Origin of the sequence: Metallibacterium scheffleri, from assembly GCF_002077135.1 — a bacterium.
Classification (GTDB): domain Bacteria; phylum Pseudomonadota; class Gammaproteobacteria; order Xanthomonadales; family Rhodanobacteraceae; genus Metallibacterium; species Metallibacterium scheffleri.
In genome coordinates this window covers 252,548-268,825 of sequence record NZ_LDOS01000001.1, presented here as the reverse complement: position 1 = coordinate 268,825, position 16,278 = coordinate 252,548, and the positions used below count along the sequence as shown (strand labels likewise).

General features: G+C 68.5%; 20 protein-coding genes. 16 read left to right on the top strand and 4 right to left on the bottom strand.

From position 1 onward, the window contains the following. Nucleotides 1-30 precede the first annotated feature (30 nt). The 8 genes from Mschef_RS01180 (at nt 31) to Mschef_RS01150 (ending at nt 5,472) form a co-directional block, all read left to right on the top strand. Nucleotides 31-462 (top strand): DUF5681 domain-containing protein, encoded by a 432-nt coding sequence (locus Mschef_RS01180; RefSeq protein WP_136256489.1) that lies wholly within the window; start codon nt 31-33, stop codon nt 460-462. Next, the gene (locus Mschef_RS01175) at nt 446-664 is read left to right on the top strand and encodes a hypothetical protein (RefSeq protein ID WP_081126027.1); all 219 of its coding nucleotides are present in this window, start codon (nt 446-448) and stop codon (nt 662-664) included. Before Mschef_RS01180 ends, Mschef_RS01175 begins: the two co-directional genes overlap by 17 nt. Before the next feature lie 61 nt (nt 665-725). Further along, the gene (locus Mschef_RS18235; protein ID WP_277921458.1) at nt 726-854 is read left to right on the top strand and encodes a hypothetical protein; all 129 of its coding nucleotides are present in this window, start codon (nt 726-728) and stop codon (nt 852-854) included. Then, nucleotides 841-1,017 carry a hypothetical protein gene (locus tag Mschef_RS17560; protein ID WP_168708942.1) on the top strand — a complete coding sequence of 59 codons (177 nt, stop codon included), beginning with the start codon at nt 841-843 and terminating at the stop codon, nt 1,015-1,017. Before Mschef_RS18235 ends, Mschef_RS17560 begins: the two co-directional genes overlap by 14 nt. Before the next feature lie 112 nt (nt 1,018-1,129). After that, nucleotides 1,130-2,263: a S8 family serine peptidase gene (locus Mschef_RS01165; protein ID WP_136256490.1), complete on the top strand. Its 1,134-nt coding sequence runs from the start codon at nt 1,130-1,132 to the stop codon at nt 2,261-2,263. 327 nt (nt 2,264-2,590) lie between these two features. Continuing rightward, on the top strand, nt 2,591-2,881 hold the full coding sequence (groES, locus tag Mschef_RS01160; RefSeq protein ID WP_081126024.1) for a co-chaperone GroES: 291 nt from the start codon (nt 2,591-2,593) through the stop codon (nt 2,879-2,881). A 58-nt stretch (nt 2,882-2,939) separates the two neighbouring features. Then, nucleotides 2,940-4,589, top strand: coding sequence for a chaperonin GroEL (gene groL, locus Mschef_RS01155; RefSeq protein ID WP_081126023.1), 1,650 nt, complete (start codon nt 2,940-2,942; stop codon nt 4,587-4,589). 118 nt (nt 4,590-4,707) lie between these two features. Then, nucleotides 4,708-5,472 (top strand): SCO family protein, encoded by a 765-nt coding sequence (locus tag Mschef_RS01150; RefSeq protein WP_081126022.1) that lies wholly within the window; start codon nt 4,708-4,710, stop codon nt 5,470-5,472. Between the two features lie 6 nt (nt 5,473-5,478). Here the strand turns inward: Mschef_RS01150 and Mschef_RS01145 are convergent, their stop codons facing one another. Further along, complete coding sequence (locus Mschef_RS01145) at nt 5,479-6,285, bottom strand: TatD family hydrolase (RefSeq protein WP_081126021.1); 807 nt, start codon at nt 6,283-6,285, stop codon at nt 5,479-5,481. 85 nt (nt 6,286-6,370) lie between these two features. Between Mschef_RS01145 and hrpB the strand changes: the two genes are divergently transcribed. Continuing rightward, nucleotides 6,371-8,899: an ATP-dependent helicase HrpB gene (hrpB, locus tag Mschef_RS01140; RefSeq protein ID WP_081126752.1), complete on the top strand. Its 2,529-nt coding sequence runs from the start codon at nt 6,371-6,373 to the stop codon at nt 8,897-8,899. Nucleotides 8,900-8,924: 25 nt separating this feature from the next. Here the strand turns inward: hrpB and glmU are convergent, their stop codons facing one another. After that, nucleotides 8,925-10,301, bottom strand: coding sequence for a bifunctional UDP-N-acetylglucosamine diphosphorylase/glucosamine-1-phosphate N-acetyltransferase GlmU (glmU, locus tag Mschef_RS01135; protein ID WP_081126751.1), 1,377 nt, complete (start codon nt 10,299-10,301; stop codon nt 8,925-8,927). Between the two features lie 143 nt (nt 10,302-10,444). Here glmU and Mschef_RS01130 point away from each other — a divergent pair, with 143 nt between their 5' ends. Further along, nucleotides 10,445-11,245: an SEL1-like repeat protein gene (locus Mschef_RS01130; protein WP_242426411.1), complete on the top strand. Its 801-nt coding sequence runs from the start codon at nt 10,445-10,447 to the stop codon at nt 11,243-11,245. A gap of 94 nt (nt 11,246-11,339) precedes the next feature. Continuing rightward, nucleotides 11,340-11,546: a hypothetical protein gene (locus Mschef_RS01125; RefSeq protein ID WP_081126019.1), complete on the top strand. Its 207-nt coding sequence runs from the start codon at nt 11,340-11,342 to the stop codon at nt 11,544-11,546. On the opposite strand, the gene Mschef_RS18005 is transcribed toward Mschef_RS01125, so the two are convergent. After that, nucleotides 11,453-11,680, bottom strand: coding sequence for a hypothetical protein (locus Mschef_RS18005; protein ID WP_242426467.1), 228 nt, complete (start codon nt 11,678-11,680; stop codon nt 11,453-11,455). The genes Mschef_RS01125 and Mschef_RS18005 overlap by 94 nt on opposite strands. On the opposite strand from Mschef_RS18005, the gene dapF reads away from it, so the two are divergent. The 4 genes from dapF (at nt 11,591) to Mschef_RS01105 (ending at nt 14,973) form a co-directional block, all read left to right on the top strand. Next, complete coding sequence (dapF, locus tag Mschef_RS01120; RefSeq protein WP_242426456.1) at nt 11,591-12,388, top strand: diaminopimelate epimerase; 798 nt, start codon at nt 11,591-11,593, stop codon at nt 12,386-12,388. The two genes, Mschef_RS18005 and dapF, sit on opposite strands and share 90 nt — an antisense overlap. Nucleotides 12,389-12,461: 73 nt before the next feature. Then, nucleotides 12,462-13,139, top strand: a complete 678-nt coding sequence (locus Mschef_RS01115) for a DUF484 family protein (RefSeq protein WP_081126750.1) — start codon at nt 12,462-12,464, stop codon at nt 13,137-13,139. Further along, complete coding sequence (locus Mschef_RS01110) at nt 13,136-14,032, top strand: tyrosine recombinase XerC (RefSeq protein WP_242426410.1); 897 nt, start codon at nt 13,136-13,138, stop codon at nt 14,030-14,032. Before Mschef_RS01115 ends, Mschef_RS01110 begins: the two co-directional genes overlap by 4 nt. Nucleotides 14,033-14,169: 137 nt before the next feature. Then, nucleotides 14,170-14,973, top strand: a complete 804-nt coding sequence (locus Mschef_RS01105) for an AMP nucleosidase (RefSeq protein WP_081126017.1) — start codon at nt 14,170-14,172, stop codon at nt 14,971-14,973. Nucleotides 14,974-15,013: 40 nt separating this feature from the next. On the opposite strand, the gene grxD is transcribed toward Mschef_RS01105, so the two are convergent. Then, nucleotides 15,014-15,628, bottom strand: a complete 615-nt coding sequence (grxD, locus tag Mschef_RS01100; RefSeq protein ID WP_081126016.1) for a Grx4 family monothiol glutaredoxin — start codon at nt 15,626-15,628, stop codon at nt 15,014-15,016. Between the two features lie 104 nt (nt 15,629-15,732). Between grxD and hslV the strand changes: the two genes are divergently transcribed. Then, on the top strand, nt 15,733-16,269 hold the full coding sequence (hslV, locus tag Mschef_RS01095; RefSeq protein WP_081126748.1) for an ATP-dependent protease subunit HslV: 537 nt from the start codon (nt 15,733-15,735) through the stop codon (nt 16,267-16,269). Nucleotides 16,270-16,278: the final 9 nt, after the last annotated feature.

Sequence of the window (16,278 nt, the reverse complement as noted above, 5' to 3'; positions counted from 1 at the left end):
CTTTTCCTGATCGCAGCAACGGAGAACACCATGGCGACCCAACGAAAGCCACCACCGCCTCGATGGAAGCCGGGCCAGTCCGGTAATCCAAAAGGGCGACCGCCCGGCATCCCGAGCATGGCCGCGGTACTGCGCGGCTCTATCGACGTGCAGGCCATCATCGCCAAGCTGGCGGAGTCCGCCGCCAAGGGCAACACGCGCGCCGCCGAGCTGCTGCTCGACCGCGCACTGCCCACGCTGCGCCCGGTTGCCGAGGCCGTCGAACTGCCGGGCCTGAAGGATGCCGCAACGCTCACCGCCAAGGCCGAGCGCATCGTGGAGCTGGCTGCAGAGGGCAAGGTATCGCCTGACGTGGCTACGGCGCTGCTGGGTGCCATCGGCACGCTGGCGAAGGCCATCGAAATCGACGAACTGATGCGCCGCATCGAGGCGCTGGAGGAAGACCATGCACCGCCTAAGTGAACGCATCGCCGCGTTGGAGGCTTTCAGCGGTCGCTCGAGTGAGGAGCAATTCCGCAAGCTGTGCGAGCGCGAGGGCTGGACGCCAGAGTTTCTGCGCAGCGTGCTGCAGACCGCGCTCGATGAGGTAGGGCCGGATGACCCGAGCGCGGACATTTTCCGGGACGCCATGAAGCAGTTGGAGGCTCCCGATGCGACTGTCTGACAGAATCGCGAGCCTTGAAGCTGCCAGGCTCCAGCCCGCGCCACGACCGGATGGCCTGGCCGTGCTGGCGAAGTTGGAAGCCATCCTTGACGGCATGGGCATCGAAGTTCCACCCGCCGACGCACCGCAGACGATCACCACGCGCGCGCTGCTGGCCGAGCTACGGGGAGATTGCCATGGGACTGCGTGACCGATTGGACGCCCTGGAGAAGGCCCTGCAGCCGCCGGATGCCTACAGGCTGATCGTGCTACCGGATGGTGCAGACGAAGCAGCCTTGCGTGCTGAGTACCGCGAGCGCACCGGATACCGCGGGCCGCTGTTCGTGCTGTCGGAGGATGACGCGAGGTTGTGAGGTGGGGGGGTTGGACGCAGAAACAGCCCCCAGAGTGCCCCATAATCGGAGACGACAGCGGCGCAGCGGACTGCATGCCATGTAATACCTTGTATGTAAATGCTTTAACTCTGTGAGTCGCGCCACAATGCCGCTGTATCAGATGCAGTGGGCGCTGCGTGATGTGCAAGCGCCCGGCGCGTGGAGCCGTGGCTACAGCGGGGCGGGCGTACGCGTGGCGATCCTCGATTCCGGCATCGATTGCGGCAACGCGTGGCTGGCGCCGAACATCGACTTTTCCGCCGCCGCGTCGCTGGTGCCAGGCGAGGGCGTGTGCGTGCAGCCCGGCTTCTACTTCAATCACGGCACGCACGTCGCCGGCATCGTCGCGGCGCTGCCCAGCGGTTTCGGCAGTGTCGGCATCGCGCCGGGAGCCACGTTGATTCCGGTCAAGGTGTTGTCCGAGTTCACCGGCAGCGGCGCGTTCTCGTGGGTGCTGGGTGGGGTGGTGTATGCCGCCGATGAAGGCGCGGACGTGATCAACATGTCGCTGGGGGCCTACCCGATGCGCACCTCCGATCCGGACACGCAGGCCTATCTGCTGGCCTTTGGCCGTGCCGCCGAATACGCCAGGGCACGCGGCGCGGCGGTGATCGTGGCCGCAGGCAACGACGCCGCGCAGCTCGGTGCCGGTGGCGATGTCGGCGTGCCGGCCAGTGCGCCTGGCATGATTACCGTCTCGGCCAGTGGTCCGGCCGGTTGGGCCACCGGCAATCCGGCCTATGCGTGGCTGGACTACCTGGCCGACTACAGCGATTACGGCCCGCCCATCGCCAATGCCGGTCCCGGCGGCACGTTCTGGTATGCCTACGTGAACCCTGCGCAAGTCTGCAGCATCGCCGGCATTACGCGCAGCTGCTACGTATTCGACTCGGTGATCAGCACCATTCCAGGCGGCTGGAGCTGGGCTGCCGGCACCAGCATGGCTACCCCGGCGGCAGCGGCCGTGGCGGCGCTGGCGATCCAGCGCGGACGCATGACGACGGGCGCCAATCTGAGTCCGCAGGGTCTTGCCAATTTCCGCAAGACGCAGGTCGATTTCGTGCGCAATACGCTGCAAACCAGCAGCGATGACCGCGGCCCGCGCGGCCGCGATCCGTACTTCGGCTATGGCCGCGTCAATGCGGACAACGCCAGCAACGTCTTTTACCACGCACCGCGCGTGTCGCCGGCGCCGACCCCGCTGACCCCGCCCTACGCGCTGTAAACGGCGCGGATGCAATTATTGTTCGGCACAAGGACGTGCCGTGGTGTGTGCGGGCGCCCCGCTGGACACGCGCCCGCTCGCGGTTCATTGGCGTGGAAATGCGCTCTTCCCGCGCGCGCGCGCGCCGCCGCTACGCGCTGGCCCCTGCGCCGGCCTCCGCGCCGGCCCTTGAAATGCCCGCGCATGGCCACCAACTCAACGCGGTCGCCATGCTCTACCCGGCCACCAAGCTTGGGCCGGGAAGCCTGTGCGGGTAAACTTGGCACTCATTGCTACCGAGTGCTAGCAAGGCAGCAATCCCCTTTCATCAACCATCGTGGAGTTCCTATGAAATTGCGTCCGCTGCATGACCGCGTGATCGTCAAGCGTCTTGAAGAAGAGCGGGTATCCGCCGGTGGCATCGTCATTCCTGACAGTGCCGCCGAGAAGCCCAGCCGCGGCAAGGTGATCGCCGCCGGTCCCGGCAAAGTCAACGACGAAGGCAAGGTGCGCCCGCTCGATGTGAAGGCCGGCGACACCATCCTGTTCGGCAAGTGGTCCGGCACCGAAGTCAAGATCGATGGCGAGGAATTGCTCGTCATGAAGGAAGAAGACATCCAGGCCGTGATCGAAGGCTGAGCGCTCGCCGCGATCCGCACGCACATCCGCACCACCCCACATTTCGAGGAATCAACTCATGGCAGCCAAAGAAGTCCGTTTCAGTGAAGACGCCCGCGCGCGCATGTTGCGCGGCGTGAACATTCTCGCCAACGCGGTGAAGACCACGCTTGGCCCCAAGGGTCGCAATGTCGTGCTCGAAAAGAGCTACGGCGCTCCGACCATCACCAAGGACGGCGTGTCCGTGGCCAAGGAGATCGAGCTGGCCGACAAGTTCGAGAACATGGGCGCGCAGATGGTCAAAGAAGTCGCTTCCAAGACCTCCGACATCGCTGGCGACGGCACCACCACCGCCACCGTGCTGGCCCAGGCGATGCTCCGCGAGGGCATGAAGTCGGTCGCCGCGGGCATGAACCCGATGGATCTCAAGCGCGGCATCGACAAGGCGGTGTCCGCGGCCGTTGCCGAGCTGAAGAAGCTGTCCAAGCCCTCCGCCGATTCCAAGTCCATCGCCCAGGTCGGCACCATCTCGGCCAACGGTGACGAGAATATCGGCAAGCTCATCGCCGAGGCCATGGACAAGGTCGGCAAGGAAGGCGTGATCACCATCGAGGACGGCTCCGGTCTGGAGAACGAGCTCGACGTGGTCGAGGGCATGCAGTTCGATCGCGGCTACCTGTCGCCGTATTTCGTCAACAACCAGCAGTCGATGCAGGCGGATCTGGAAGATCCCTACATCCTGCTGCACGACAAGAAAATCTCCAACGTGCGCGAGCTGCTGCCCGTGCTCGAGGCCGTGGCCAAGTCCGGCAAGCCGCTGCTGATCGTCGCCGAGGAAGTCGAGGGCGAGGCGCTGGCTACGCTGGTGGTCAACACCATCCGCGGCATCGTCAAGGTGTGCGCGGTCAAGGCGCCGGGCTTCGGCGATCGGCGCAAGGCGATGCTGGAAGACATGGCCATCCTCACCGGCGGCCAGGTGATCTCGGAAGAGGTCGGCCTGCAGCTGGAGAAGGTCACCCTGAAGGATCTGGGCCGCGCCAAGAAGGTGCAGGTGGCCAAGGAAAACACCACCATCATCGATGGCGCCGGCGATACCAAGGCGATCGAGGCGCGCATCAAGCAGGTCAAGGCGCAGATCGAGGACACCTCCTCCGATTACGACCGCGAGAAGCTGCAGGAGCGCGTGGCCAAGCTGGCCGGTGGCGTGGCGGTGATCAAGGTCGGTGCCGCGACCGAGGTCGAGATGAAGGAAAAGAAGGCGCGCGTCGAGGACGCCCTGCACGCCACGCGTGCGGCGGTCGAGGAAGGCGTGGTGCCGGGCGGCGGCGTGGCGCTGATCCGCGCCATGGCGGCGGTCAAGTCGCTGAAGGGTGACAACGAGGACCAGGAGCACGGCATCGCCCTGGCGCGTCGCGCCATGGAAACGCCGCTGCGCGAAATCGTCGCCAACGCCGGTGCAGAGCCCAGCGTGGTGCTGGCCAAGGTCGCCGAAGGCAAGGGCACGTTCGGCTACAACGCCGCCACCGGCCAGTTCGGCGACATGATCGAGATGGGTATCCTCGATCCGACCAAGGTGACGCGCACCGCGCTGCAGAACGCGGCATCGATCGCCGGTCTGATGATCACCACCGAGGCCATGATCGCCGAGGCGCCGAAGAAGGACGAGAAGGCTCCGGCCGGCGGCGGTGACATGGGCGGCATGGGTGGCATGGGCGGCATGGATTTCTGATCCAGGCGTTCACGCTGCAGGCAACGCACGAAGCCCCGCATCGCGGGGCTTCGTTTTTGCGGTCTGCGCGCGCCATGCGGCGGAACTTTGCCGGCACAGGTGTGGTCCATGCGAAACCATGAGTGATTCCGACCACGGCCTGACCACTGCCCGGCGCCGCGCCAGTCGCGCGCGTGCCGCGTGGTTGCTGGCCGCGCCGCTGATCGTCCTGTTCGCGCTGGGTTGCGGCTACTGGCTGGGCCGCCAGCAGGTGCCGCGCGCACCAGCGCTGCCGTTGCTGGGCAGCGCGCCGGCGTTTACCGGTTTTCGCAACCAGCTCGGGCAGGTCGTGAACTCGGCGCAGTTTGCCGGCCAGGTGCAAGTGGTGACGTTCCTCGATCCCTATTGCACCAACGACTGTCCGCTGGTCGCGCTGCATCTGGTCGCGCTGGAGAATGACCTGCGCCTGGCGCAACTGCAGCAGCACGTGCGACTGGTCGCATTCAACGTCGATCCGTGGCACACCGGGCCGGCGCAGACCGCCGCGTTCATGCGCGAATACGGCTGGAACCCGGACGATACGCGCTGGCAGTTTCTCAGCGCTGCGCCAGCGGCCACGCGCCACGTGGTGCGGCAGGGCTATCACGTTGACTACGAACAAGTGTCCCTCGCCGCGGAAGCCGCCGCCGACGCGCGGGCCAAAGCCCGTGGCGATTATGTGCCGCAGCCACAGGTGGCCAACGCGCTGGCCGCCCAGGCCAGGCCCGATTTCGATGTGGTGCACAACGACATGCTGGTGCTGGTCGGCCCGCATGGCCATGTGCGCTGGCTCAGCGGCGATGCCGACAGCGTCGGCGATGTGCATTTGCTGAACCTGATCCGCGGACTGCTGCAACCGCGCTGAACGCGTTCAAGCCGTCGCGCCCGGTGCGGGCAGGCCGAACACCGCGCGCGCGTTGGCGCTGGTCTGCCGCGCGGTCTGTGCGATGTCCTCGCCGCGGTCACGCGCCAGCTCGGCCACGATGTGCGCCAGATACATCGGCTCGTTGCGTCGATGCGCGGGCTGCGGGCGCACGCTGCGCGGCAGCAGATAGGGCGCGTCGGTTTCGATCAGCAGGCGTGCGGCGGGGATCCCGCGCACCAGCTCGCGCAGATGCGTGCCGCGGCGCTCGTCGCACAGCCAGCCGGTGATGCCGATGTGGCAGTCCAGGTCGAGGTAGTCGCGCAGTGCCGCGCCGCTGTCGGTGAAGCAATGCACCACCGCGGCGGGCACACGGTCGCGCACGGTTCTCAGCAATGCGATGAAGTCATCGTGCGCCTCGCGCTGGTGCAGGAACACCGGCATGCCGAGTTCGGCGGCCAGCGCCAATTGCTGCTCGAAGGCCCGCAACTGCGCGGCGCGCGGCGCGTAGTTGCGGTAGTAATCCAGCCCGGTCTCGCCTACGGCGCGCACCTCCGGCTCGCGCAGCAGCACACGCAACGCGGCCTCGGTGTCGGCGTCGTAGTCGAGCGCATGGTGCGGATGCACGCCCGCGCTGGCATACAGCACGCCGGGATGCGCGCGGGCCAGCATCAGCGCCTGTTCACTGCTGGCGCGCGTGGCGCCGGTGACCAGCATCTGCGTCACGCCCGCACGCTGCGCGCGCACCAGCACGGCGTCGAAGTCGTGGCGGAAGGATTCGTGGGTCAGATTGGCACCAATGTCGATCAGGTCCATGGTGGCATCCGCAAAGCAGCGCATTCTGGCAGCAGCGGCGCGTCCTCGCAGCAAGGCGCGCCGGCCGCGCCGTTACCATGTGCGCATGCCGTTACCCGAGTTTCCGATCACGCCGTTGTTGCCGCAAATCCTGCAATCGCTGGCCGCGCAGCCGCGCCTGGTGCTGGAGGCACCACCCGGCGCCGGCAAGACCACGCAGGTGCCGCTGGCGCTGCTGCGCGCGCCGTGGTTGGCGGGGCAGCGCATCCTGCTGCTCGAGCCGCGCCGCCTGGCGGCGCGCGCCGCCGCCGGGTTCATGGCGCAGCAGCTGGGCGAAACGGTGGGGCAGACCGTGGGCTACCGCATCCGCTTCGAGCAGCGCATCAGCGCGGCCACGCGCATCGAGGTGCTGACCGAGGGCATTCTCACGAACATGCTGGTCGATGATCCGGAGCTGGCCGGCGTCGGCGCGATCCTGTTCGACGAATTTCACGAGCGCCATCTGCATGGTGATCTGGGCGCTGCGCTGGCGCTGGAGGTGCATCGCCAGTTGCGCCCCGAACTGCGCCTGCTGCTGATGTCGGCCACGCTGGATGGCGCGCGCCTGGCAGCGTGGCTGGATGCGCCGCGTCTGAGCTGCACCGGGCGCGCGTTTCCGGTGCGCGTGGTACATCCTGCGCATGCCCCGCACATGCCGCCGCAGGCGCAATTGCGCCGTGCCGTGCAGCAGGCCTTGCAGGAAACCGATGGCGACGTGCTGGTGTTCCTGCCCGGCCGGCGCGAGATCGCGCAGATGCACGCGCTGCTGCTGCAGGCGTGGGGCCAGGATGTGCGCGGCGAGGGCGCGCAGGCCGCGCCGGAAATCTTGCCGCTGCATGGCGAGCTGAGCCTGGCCGAGCAGCACGCCGCATTGGCGCCAGGCGCGGACGGCGCGCGGCGCGTGGTCCTGGCGACCAACCTGGCCGAGTCCAGCGTCACCCTGCCGGGTATCCGCGCGGTGGTCGACAGCGGCCTCGCGCGCGAACCGCGCTTCGATCCCAACAGCGGTTTCACGCGCCTGGAGACGGTGCGCATCGCCCAGGATTCCGCCGCACAGCGTGCCGGCCGCGCCGGTCGCGTGGCGCCGGGGCTGGCGCTGCGCCTGTGGCCGCAAAGCCAGCGCCTGGAACCCGCGCGCACGCCGGAAATCATGCAGGCCGAATTGTCCGGCGTGGCGCTGGGGCTGGCCGCCTGGGGCAGCACGCAATTGCCGTGGCTGGACGCACCGCCCGCCGGCGCGCTGGCGCAGGCGCAGGACCTGTTGCGCGCGCTGGGCGCGCTGGATGGCGAAAATCACATCACGGCCAGCGGGCGCAGGCTGCGCGCGCTGGGCGCCACGCCACGTCTCGCCGCGGCCGCGCTGCGCGCGCCGGTGACCCTGCAGGCACTGATGGCCGATCTGCTGGCGCTGATCGAGGCGCGCTCGCCATTGCGTGGCGCGGCCGCACGCAGCGACGATTTGCGCGTGGCGCTGGCCGCGCTGCATGCATGGCGCGACGGCGGCGCGCGCGCGGCGCAGGCGCATGGCGCCGAGGCCGGTGCGCTGGCCGCCATCGAGCAATCCAGCCGCGGCTGGCGCCAGCGTCTGGGCGTGCGCGGCGCCGCCAGCGGTGTGCCCGCCGCGCACAGCGTCGGCGACCTGCTGCTACCCGCGTTCCCCGATCGCATCGCGCACCAGAGCGGCGATGAGCTGCTGCGCTACCAGCTCAGCAACGGCCGTGGCGCGCGCCTGCACGAGGCCAGCGCGCTGCGCGGCGAACCCTGGCTGTTGGTGACCGAGCTGCGCACCGCGCACGGCGATGCACTGATCCTGCAGGCCGCGCCGTTCGACGCGGCGCGCTTGCTCAGCGAATACCCGCAGCGCTTCTCCAGCACGCGCGAGTTGCGCTGGAACGCACAGCGTGGTGCCGGCGAAGCCTTTGTCGTGGAGCGCTTCGATGCGCTGCTGCTGGCGCAGCGACACGTGCCGCTCGCGCCCGCCGAGGCCGCCGCCGCGCTGCTCGCCGGCGTGCGCGCGCAGGGACTGGCCGCGCTGCCGTGGAGCGAAGCCACGCGCGGCCTGTGCCAGCGTGTCCGGGCATTGCGCAGCTGGCTGCCCGAGCTGGCCCTGCCGGATCTCGGAGATAGCGCATTGCTGGTTGATCTTGAACACTGGTTGCTGCCTGTTCTCGAGGGCGTGCGCAGCCTGACGCAACTGGATGGCGAACGCCTGCACGCGGCGCTGCGCGCGCGGTTCGATCACGCGCAGTGGCAGGCGCTGCAGCGCGAGGCGCCGATGCACCTGCGCGTGCCCAGTGGACGCGAGCTGGCGCTGGATTATTCCGATCCCGCCGCGCCGGTGCTGGCGGTGAAGCTGCAAGAGTTGTTCGGTCTGGCGGAGACGCCCCGCGTGGCGCGTGGCACGGTGCCGGTGATGCTGCACCTGCTCTCGCCGGGTGGGCGGCCCATCCAGGTCACGCGTGATCTGCGCGGATTCTGGGATCGCACCTACAGCGAGGTGAAAAAGGAACTCAAGGGCCGCTACCCCAGGCATCCGTGGCCGGATGACCCGTGGCGCGCCGCGCCCACGCATCGCGCCAAACCGCGCGGTACGTGATGCGCGGCTACGTTGCGACCCGCCCTCAGCGCCGCGGCTTATGCGGGCGCTTCCAATCCGGCAGCGTGACCTGGCGCGCGCGCGCCACACTCAGCGCATGCGCCGCGGCGTCATGGGTGATCACCGAGCCGGCGCCGATGGTGGCGCCAGCACCGATTTCCACCGGTGCCACCAGCGCGCTGTTGGAGCCGATGAACGCATCGGCGCCGACCACCGTGCGGTGCTTGTCGAGGCCATCGAAGTTGCAGGTGATGGTGCCGGCGCCGATGTTGGCGCCGGCACCGATCTCGGCATCGCCCAGATAGCTGAGATGTCCGGCCTTGGCGTGCGCGGCAAGGCGCGCGTTCTTGGTCTCGACGAAGTTGCCGATGGCTGCGCCCTCGGCCAGCACGCTGCCCGGGCGCAGGCGCGCGAAGGGCCCGATGCTGCACGCGCCGGTGGCGACCACGCCATCCAGGTCGCAATGCGCATGCACCTCGCTGCCGGCGGCCAGCTCGACATTGCGCAGCCGGCAGAACGGCCCGATGCGCACGCCGTCGCCCAACACCACGCGACCTTCGAGGATCACGTCGATGTCGATCTCGACGTCGACGCCGCAATCGACGCTGCCGCGCACGTCGATGCGCGCCGGATCAAGCAGGCGCACGCCGGCATCGAGCAGGCGCGCGGCTTCGCGTGCGCGCAGGCGTTGTTCCAGCATGGCCAGCTGGCGCGCATCGTTGGCGCCTTCGGCCTCGGCGGCATCGGGTGTCAGCAGGCACAACGCCGGCATGCCTTCCTCGGCGGCCTGCGCGAATACATCGGTCAGGTAATACTCACCCTGCGCGTTGCTGCAATCGAGGTTGGCCACCCACACGCGCAGGCGCCGCGCATCGGCAGCGAGGATGCCGGTGTTGATCACGCGCAATTGGCGCTGTTCCGGGTCGGCATCGTGTTCCTCGACGATGGCGCGCACCTGGCCCAGTCCATCGCGCACCACGCGACCATAGCCACGCGGATCCAGCACCTCGGCGGCCAGCACCGCCAGCGCCACGTGCGCCTCGACCAGCGGGCGCAGCGTCTCCGCGCGCAGCAGCGGCACGTCGCCGTACAGCACCAGCACGCGCGCGTGCTCGGGCACCTGCTCCAGCGCCAGGCGCACGGCATGGCCGGTGCCGCGCTGTTCGACCTGCTGCACCCACTGCAGGTCCGGGCGATCGGCCAGCGCCGCGCGGAGTTGTTCACCGCGATGACCGTAAACGACCACGATGCGCATCGGATCGAGCGCGCGCGCGGTTTCCAGCACATGCGCCAGCAATGGCCGCCCGGCCAGCGGCAGCAAAACCTTGGGTTGCTGCGAGCGCATGCGCTTGCCCGCGCCGGCGGCCAGCACGATCACGTACAGGGGCTGCATGCTGTTCATGTGGTTTGCATCATCGCGCGCGCGGGATGGCGCAAGGTAGCGGATTGTGTTGGCCGCGTCATGCATGTGTAATCGGCCGCCCGGCACTGGCAACGTTCTTGCGATGGCGCGACACTTTACGCCGGATCGCAAGGAGGAGTGCCATGACCGTCAAGCCCCGAGTCATGCGGCTGCCGTTCCTGGCGGCGCTGCTGGGTCCGTTGCTGGCATGGGCCGCAACCCCCGTGGCAAACGCTGCCGCGGGTGCGCAGGATCAATCTGCAGCCATCGCCAGGGACTCGGCGCACGCCCCCAAGGTCGCGCGCATCCTGCGCGCCATGGGCGATTCCTCGACGCTGGGCCATCCCGATTTGTTCGGACGTTTCACCGGCATGCGTTGCTTCGCGAATCACGATTACGCCTGCGCGCTGAAATACTTCAAATATGGCGCCTATTACGCGGACAAGTTCTCGCAACTTGCCATCGGGCTGATGTACGACCACGGCAATGGTGTGCGCAAGGATCCGGCCAAGGCCTGGGCATGGCTGGCGCTGTCGGCTTCGCGCGGCTATCCGGAGTTTGTCGCCACGCGCAAACGCATCGGCGCGCGGCTGACGCCCACGCAGCGCCAGGCTGGCGAGACCGAGCTGGCGACGCTGGAAAAAACCTACGGCGACAAAGTGGCCATGCCGCGCATGCTCAGTTCCTTGCGGCTGGCGCTGATGAATGACATGACGGGCTCGCGCCTCGGTTTTGATCAGGGTGTCTACACCTACAGCGCGCATGAATTCCCGAGCGGTCCGCAGTTGACGCCGCGCGGCTTCGGCGGCCTGCGCGATCGCTGGTACTGGGACCCCAAGGATTATTTCCAGCAGCGCGACGCGCAGTGGGGGTCGGGTACCGTCACCGTCGGCGCGCTGCAACAGTCCGCGCCCGCGCCTGCGGGTAGCGCCGGGAAGCAGTGATCGGGCCGCGCCGCGGCTGCCGGGTGTGTCAGCGCTCCGGTTCCAGGCTTCGGGTGCTTCCAGCATCGCCGCGTCCGGCTCGTATACTGCGCGCATGAATCCACGCCATTTTCTGCTTGCGACGCTGCTGCTGCCGGCCGTGCTGGGTCTGGGTGGCTGCGGCAACAAGGGCCAGCTGGTCCGCCCCGGCGCGGCGCCGCATGCGCATCACGTGACGCCTGTTTCCGTGCCCGCGCCGCCTGCGACCAGCGCCATGCCGAGCCATCCCGCAATCGCGGCCACGGCATCGCCGCGCGGGTGAGCCTGACGTTCACCAAGATGCACGGTCTCGGCAATGATTTTGCCGTGCTCGATGCGCGTGTGCAGCACTTCTCCGGCGATCCCGCACTGATCAGGCGCATGGGTGATCGCCAGCGCGGCATCGGCTTCGATCAAATACTCACGCTGCATCCGGCCGCTGCGCCGGATGGCGTGGTGACGCTGCGCATCTGGAATCGCGATGGCACGCGCGCCGAGCAATGCGGCAACGGATTGCGCTGCGTGGCGGCGTGGCTGGCGCGCGCAGGCGAGATCGCGCCGGGGGTGGATGCGCGCGTGCAAACGGATCGCGTGGTAGCGACGGTGCGCGTGCATGCCGCCGAGGATGTCGAGGTGGACATGGGCGTGCCCGATTTCAGCCCCGCCGCGGCAGGCTTTGCCGCCACCTCGAACACGACAGCGCAGCGCCTGGACGTGGCCGGCACGACGCTCGATGTGACCGTGGTGTCGATGGGTAATCCGCACGCGGTGGTCGTGGTGGAGGATCTGGCTGCGCCTGCGCTGGACGTTCTGGGCCCGGCGCTCACCGCGCATGTCGCGTTCGCGCACGGTGTCAACGCCGGTTTCGTGCGCGTGCTCGATCGCGCCCATCTGGCTTTGCGCGTGCATGAGCGCGGCGCCGGCTGGACGCAAGCCTGTGGCAGTGGCGCCTGCGCGGCGATGGCGGCGCTGCGCACGTCCGCGCGCGTCGACGCCGAGGTTGCGGCGGCGCTGCCCGGCGGCACACTCGGTATCCGCTGGCAGGGTCCCGGCGCGCACTTGTGGATGCGCGGACCGGCTACGTTCGTCTACAGCGGCACGTGGCTGGACGCGGGCGATACTTGAGCAGCACCGAGGCCGATTGCGCGCGCCGCGCGCGCGCCGCACACTTGCCGCGGTGTCCACGGAGCACGCGAGCATGGCCGAGCTGACCCTGAAGACCGGACTGGAAGCGATGGACGTGGCCGCCTGGCTGCGCCGTCATCCGACGTTTCTCAAGGATTTCCCGGACATCGCCGAAACCCTGGTGATTCCGCGCGAGCGCGGCAGCGCGGCCTCGCTGGCCGGCTATCAACTGGAACTGCTGCGCGAGCGTCAGCGCGAGCTCGAAGCGCGTCTCGCCGAGCTGGTCGAGATCGCCAGCGAGAACGAACAGCGCGTGGTGCAGGTGCACTCGTATACGCTGAGCCTGCTGCGTGCACCGGATCTGGCCGCGTGCGCGCGCGCCATCGTCGCCGGCCTGCGCGAGGATTTTCATACCGAGCAGGTGAGCCTGCTGCTCAACGGAACGCATGCCGCGCTGGCCGGGCTGCCGTGGGTGCGTGATGTGCCCGAAGGCGTCGAGCGGCTGCCCGCGCTCGCCGATTTCTTCCCGCGCGGCGAGCCGCTGTGCGGGCGTCTGGCGCCGGCCAAGCTCGAGGCGCTGTTTGGTGCCGCTGCGCCCGAGGTGCAATCCGCGGCGCTGCTCAGGCTGGGCACGCTGGGCGTGCTCGGCATCGGCAGCCTTGATGCCAATCGCTTCCATCCCGGCATCGGCACGCTGTTCCTCAAGCTGATCGCCGAGGCGGCCGGCGCCGCATTAGGCCGCTACGTGTGAGCAACACCGGCGCGCCGCTGTCCGCAGCCGTCGCGCGATTTCTGGGTTACCTGCGCGTCGAGCGCCGCTATGCGCCGCGCACTGCCGACAACTACGCGCGCGAGCTGGCCCTGCTGACGCGTCACGCCGAAGCGCATGGTGTGCGCGACTGGCGCGAGCTGGTTCCGGCGCAGATGCAGGCTCTGGTCGCCAGTGAGCATCGGCGCGGGCGTGGCCCCGGCAGCCTGCGTCATCTGCTGGCCGCCAGCCGCAGTTTTTTCCGCTGGCTGCTGCGCGAGGGAGTGCTGCAGTCCAATCCGGCCTCCGGCGTACGCGCACCCAGGTTGCTGCGCAAGTTGCCACACGTGCTCGATGTGGACGAGGCGCAGCGCCTGATGGAACTGGATGCCGATGACGCGCTGCAGGTACGCGACCGCGCGCTGCTGGAGCTGCTTTACTCCAGCGGCCTGCGAGTGGCCGAGCTGTGCGGCGTGCACTGGCGCGATCTGGACCTCGATGAAGGCCTGGTGCGCGTCACCGGCAAGGGTTCGAAGACGCGCGTGGTGCCGGTTGGAGCCAAGGCGCTGGATGCGCTGCGCGCGCTCAAACCCGCCACGGCGAACGCTGCGGCACCAGTGTTCCCCGGCCGTGGCGGCAAACCGCTGACGCCGGCCGCGGTGCGTCTGCGCCTGAAGCGGCGCGCGCGCGAACAAGGCGTGGCCAAGCGCGTGCACCCGCACCTGCTGCGCCACACCTGTGCCAGTCATCTGCTGGAATCCTCGGGCGAGCTGCGCGCGGTGCAGGAACTGCTCGGTCACGCCGACATCGCCACCACCGAGATCTACACGCATCTGGATTTCCAGCGTCTCGCGCAGGTTTACGATCGCGCCCATCCGCGCGCGCGGCGGCGCTGAGCCCATCACGCCGCGCAGGGTGCCGGCGCGGTGCCAAAACGCGCGCGGGCGCCGCTACACTGGTGCCGATCCCAGCGCGATTTTCTGCCGGCGTGGCGTCGCCGGTGCCGCCCGCGAGGCGTTCGAGAGTTTCCATCATGCGTGACAAGCACGAGATCGTCAGCAACTGGCTGCCGCGTTATACCGGCACGCCGCTGGAAAGTTTCGGTCAGCATCTGCTGCTGACCAATTTCGGCCATTACGTGGATTTGTTCGCCCAGTGGCATGGCGTCGAGGTGCGGGGTCGCGACCGGCCCATGCCCAACGCCACCAGCGACGGCATCACCCTGATCAACTTCGGCATGGGCAGCCCCAACGCCGCCACGGTGATGGATCTGCTCAGCGCCATCGCGCCGAGGGCGTGCGTGTTCCTGGGCAAGTGCGGCGGCTTGAAGAAGAAGAACCAGATCGGCGATCTGGTACTGCCCATCGCCGCGATCCGCGGCGAGGGCACCAGCAACGACTACCTGCCGCCGGAGGTGCCGGCGCTGCCGGCGTTCCAGTTGCAGCGCGCGATTTCCACCATGATCCGCGACCTCGGCCACGATTACTGGACCGGCACCGTGTACACCACCAACCGCCGCGTGTGGGAACACGACGAGGCGTTCAAGGCGCACCTGCGCGCCACGCGCAGCATGGCCATCGACATGGAGACCGCGACCATCTTCGCCGCCGGTTTCGCCAACCACATCCCGTGCGGTGCACTGTTGCTGGTGTCGGACCAGCCGATGATCCCCGAGGGCGTCAAGACCGAGGCCAGCGATCGCGTCGTCACCTCGAGTTTCGTCGAGGCGCACATCAAGATCGGCATCGAGGCGCTCAAGCTGGTGCGACGCAACGGACGCAGCGTCAAGCATCTGCGCTTCGAGGAGGATCTGGACGGCGACGCCGACCGGGATTGAGCTGGCTGCATGGCATGCCTGTGGGCACGCCCGCAGGCTCTCAGTGGCCGCTGCTACCCGGATAGCTCAGGCTGAGGCCGGCGCCCTGCACGGTTTCCACCCAGTCGATCTTGATGCCGCGCGCACGTTGCGCGCTGGCCGGATCGAGACGGATCTCGAGGCCATTGGACTCCGTGACGATATCGCCGGCGCCAGCCGGGGCGAGCTGGAAGCCCGCGTTGCGATCCGGGCCGATTTCCAGGTGCAGCGCCATGCCCGGGTTTTCCTGCATGCCGGCGCGGATCGCCTCGGCGGCCCTGTCGGTGATGGTGATCGTCGGCGGCGTGCGGTCCGGCGGCGGCAGGCCCAGCGCCTGCTGCAGCTCGCCGCTGGCATACATCTGGCGCACGATATCGGCGCCGCCGACCAGTTCGCCGCCGATGTACAGCTGCGGAATCGTCGGCCAGTTGCCGTATTGCTTGATGCCTTCGCGCAGCTCCATGTCCTCGAGCACGTTGACGGTGTGGTAATCCGGCAGCAGCTCGTTGAGCACATTGGTCGTGGCCGCGGAAAAGCCGCACTGCGGCTGCTGGCGCGTGCCTTTCATGAACAGCACCACGCGGTGCTGCTGCAGCAGCGCGTCGATGCGCGTGCGTGTTTCTGGAGCGAGGGACATGACGGTTACCGGCGGGTGGGGTGGCCATTTTAGCGCGCCTTGCGCCAGTGGCTTGCATGCGCGACGGCAGGCTCCATATCGCCAGTTCGCCACCCGGAGTCGACATGGAAAGCTTCCACGCCACCACCATCATCAGCGTACGCCGCGGCGGGCGCGTGGTCATCGCCGGCGACGGCCAGGTCACCCTGGGCGCCACGGTGATGAAGTCCAACGCGCGCAAGGTGCGGCGCCTGGGCGTCAACGGCAAGGTGTTGGCGGGTTTTGCCGGTGCCACCGCCGATGCCTTCACCCTGTTCGAGCTGTTCGAGGACAAGCTCACCCGGCACAACGGCAACCTCACCCGCGCCGCCGTCGAACTGGCCAAGGACTGGCGCACCGAGCGCCGGCTGGGTCGGCTGGAAGCGCTGCTGGCGGTGGTCGATGCCGAGGCCTCGCTGCTGATCTCCGGCAATGGTGACGTGATCGAGCCCGAGGAAGGACTCATCGCCATCGGCTCCGGCGGCCCCTACGCGCTGGCCGCGGCGCGCGCGCTGCTGGCCAATACCGACCTGGATGCGCGACGCGTGGCTGAGCAGGCGCTGGCCATTGCCGGGCAGATCTGCATTTACACCAACGGCAATGTCACGGTGGAAGAGCTCTGAGTGCAGCCA

Bases quoted from the DNA above. Each gene is read 5' to 3' on its own strand.
- groL (WP_081126023.1), top strand. From the start codon at position 2,940: ATGGCAGCCAAAGAAGTCCGTTTCAGTGAAGACGCCCGCGCGCGCATG.
- Mschef_RS01150 (WP_081126022.1), top strand. From the start codon at position 4,708: ATGAGTGATTCCGACCACGGCCTGACCACTGCCCGGCGCCGCGCCAGT.
- Mschef_RS01130 (WP_242426411.1), top strand. From the start codon at position 10,445: ATGACCGTCAAGCCCCGAGTCATGCGGCTGCCGTTCCTGGCGGCGCTG.
- groES (WP_081126024.1), top strand. From the start codon at position 2,591: ATGAAATTGCGTCCGCTGCATGACCGCGTGATCGTCAAGCGTCTTGAA.
- grxD (WP_081126016.1), bottom strand. From the start codon at position 15,628: ATGTCCCTCGCTCCAGAAACACGCACGCGCATCGACGCGCTGCTGCAG.
- Mschef_RS01175 (WP_081126027.1), top strand. From the start codon at position 446: ATGCACCGCCTAAGTGAACGCATCGCCGCGTTGGAGGCTTTCAGCGGT.
- hslV (WP_081126748.1), top strand. From the start codon at position 15,733: ATGGAAAGCTTCCACGCCACCACCATCATCAGCGTACGCCGCGGCGGG.
- Mschef_RS01125 (WP_081126019.1), top strand. From the start codon at position 11,340: ATGAATCCACGCCATTTTCTGCTTGCGACGCTGCTGCTGCCGGCCGTG.
- Mschef_RS17560 (WP_168708942.1), top strand. From the start codon at position 841: ATGGGACTGCGTGACCGATTGGACGCCCTGGAGAAGGCCCTGCAGCCG.
- glmU (WP_081126751.1), bottom strand. From the start codon at position 10,301: ATGAACAGCATGCAGCCCCTGTACGTGATCGTGCTGGCCGCCGGCGCG.
- hrpB (WP_081126752.1), top strand. From the start codon at position 6,371: ATGCCGTTACCCGAGTTTCCGATCACGCCGTTGTTGCCGCAAATCCTG.
- Mschef_RS01105 (WP_081126017.1), top strand. From the start codon at position 14,170: ATGCGTGACAAGCACGAGATCGTCAGCAACTGGCTGCCGCGTTATACC.
- Mschef_RS01180 (WP_136256489.1), top strand. From the start codon at position 31: ATGGCGACCCAACGAAAGCCACCACCGCCTCGATGGAAGCCGGGCCAG.
- Mschef_RS01115 (WP_081126750.1), top strand. From the start codon at position 12,462: ATGGCCGAGCTGACCCTGAAGACCGGACTGGAAGCGATGGACGTGGCC.
- Mschef_RS01145 (WP_081126021.1), bottom strand. From the start codon at position 6,285: ATGGACCTGATCGACATTGGTGCCAATCTGACCCACGAATCCTTCCGC.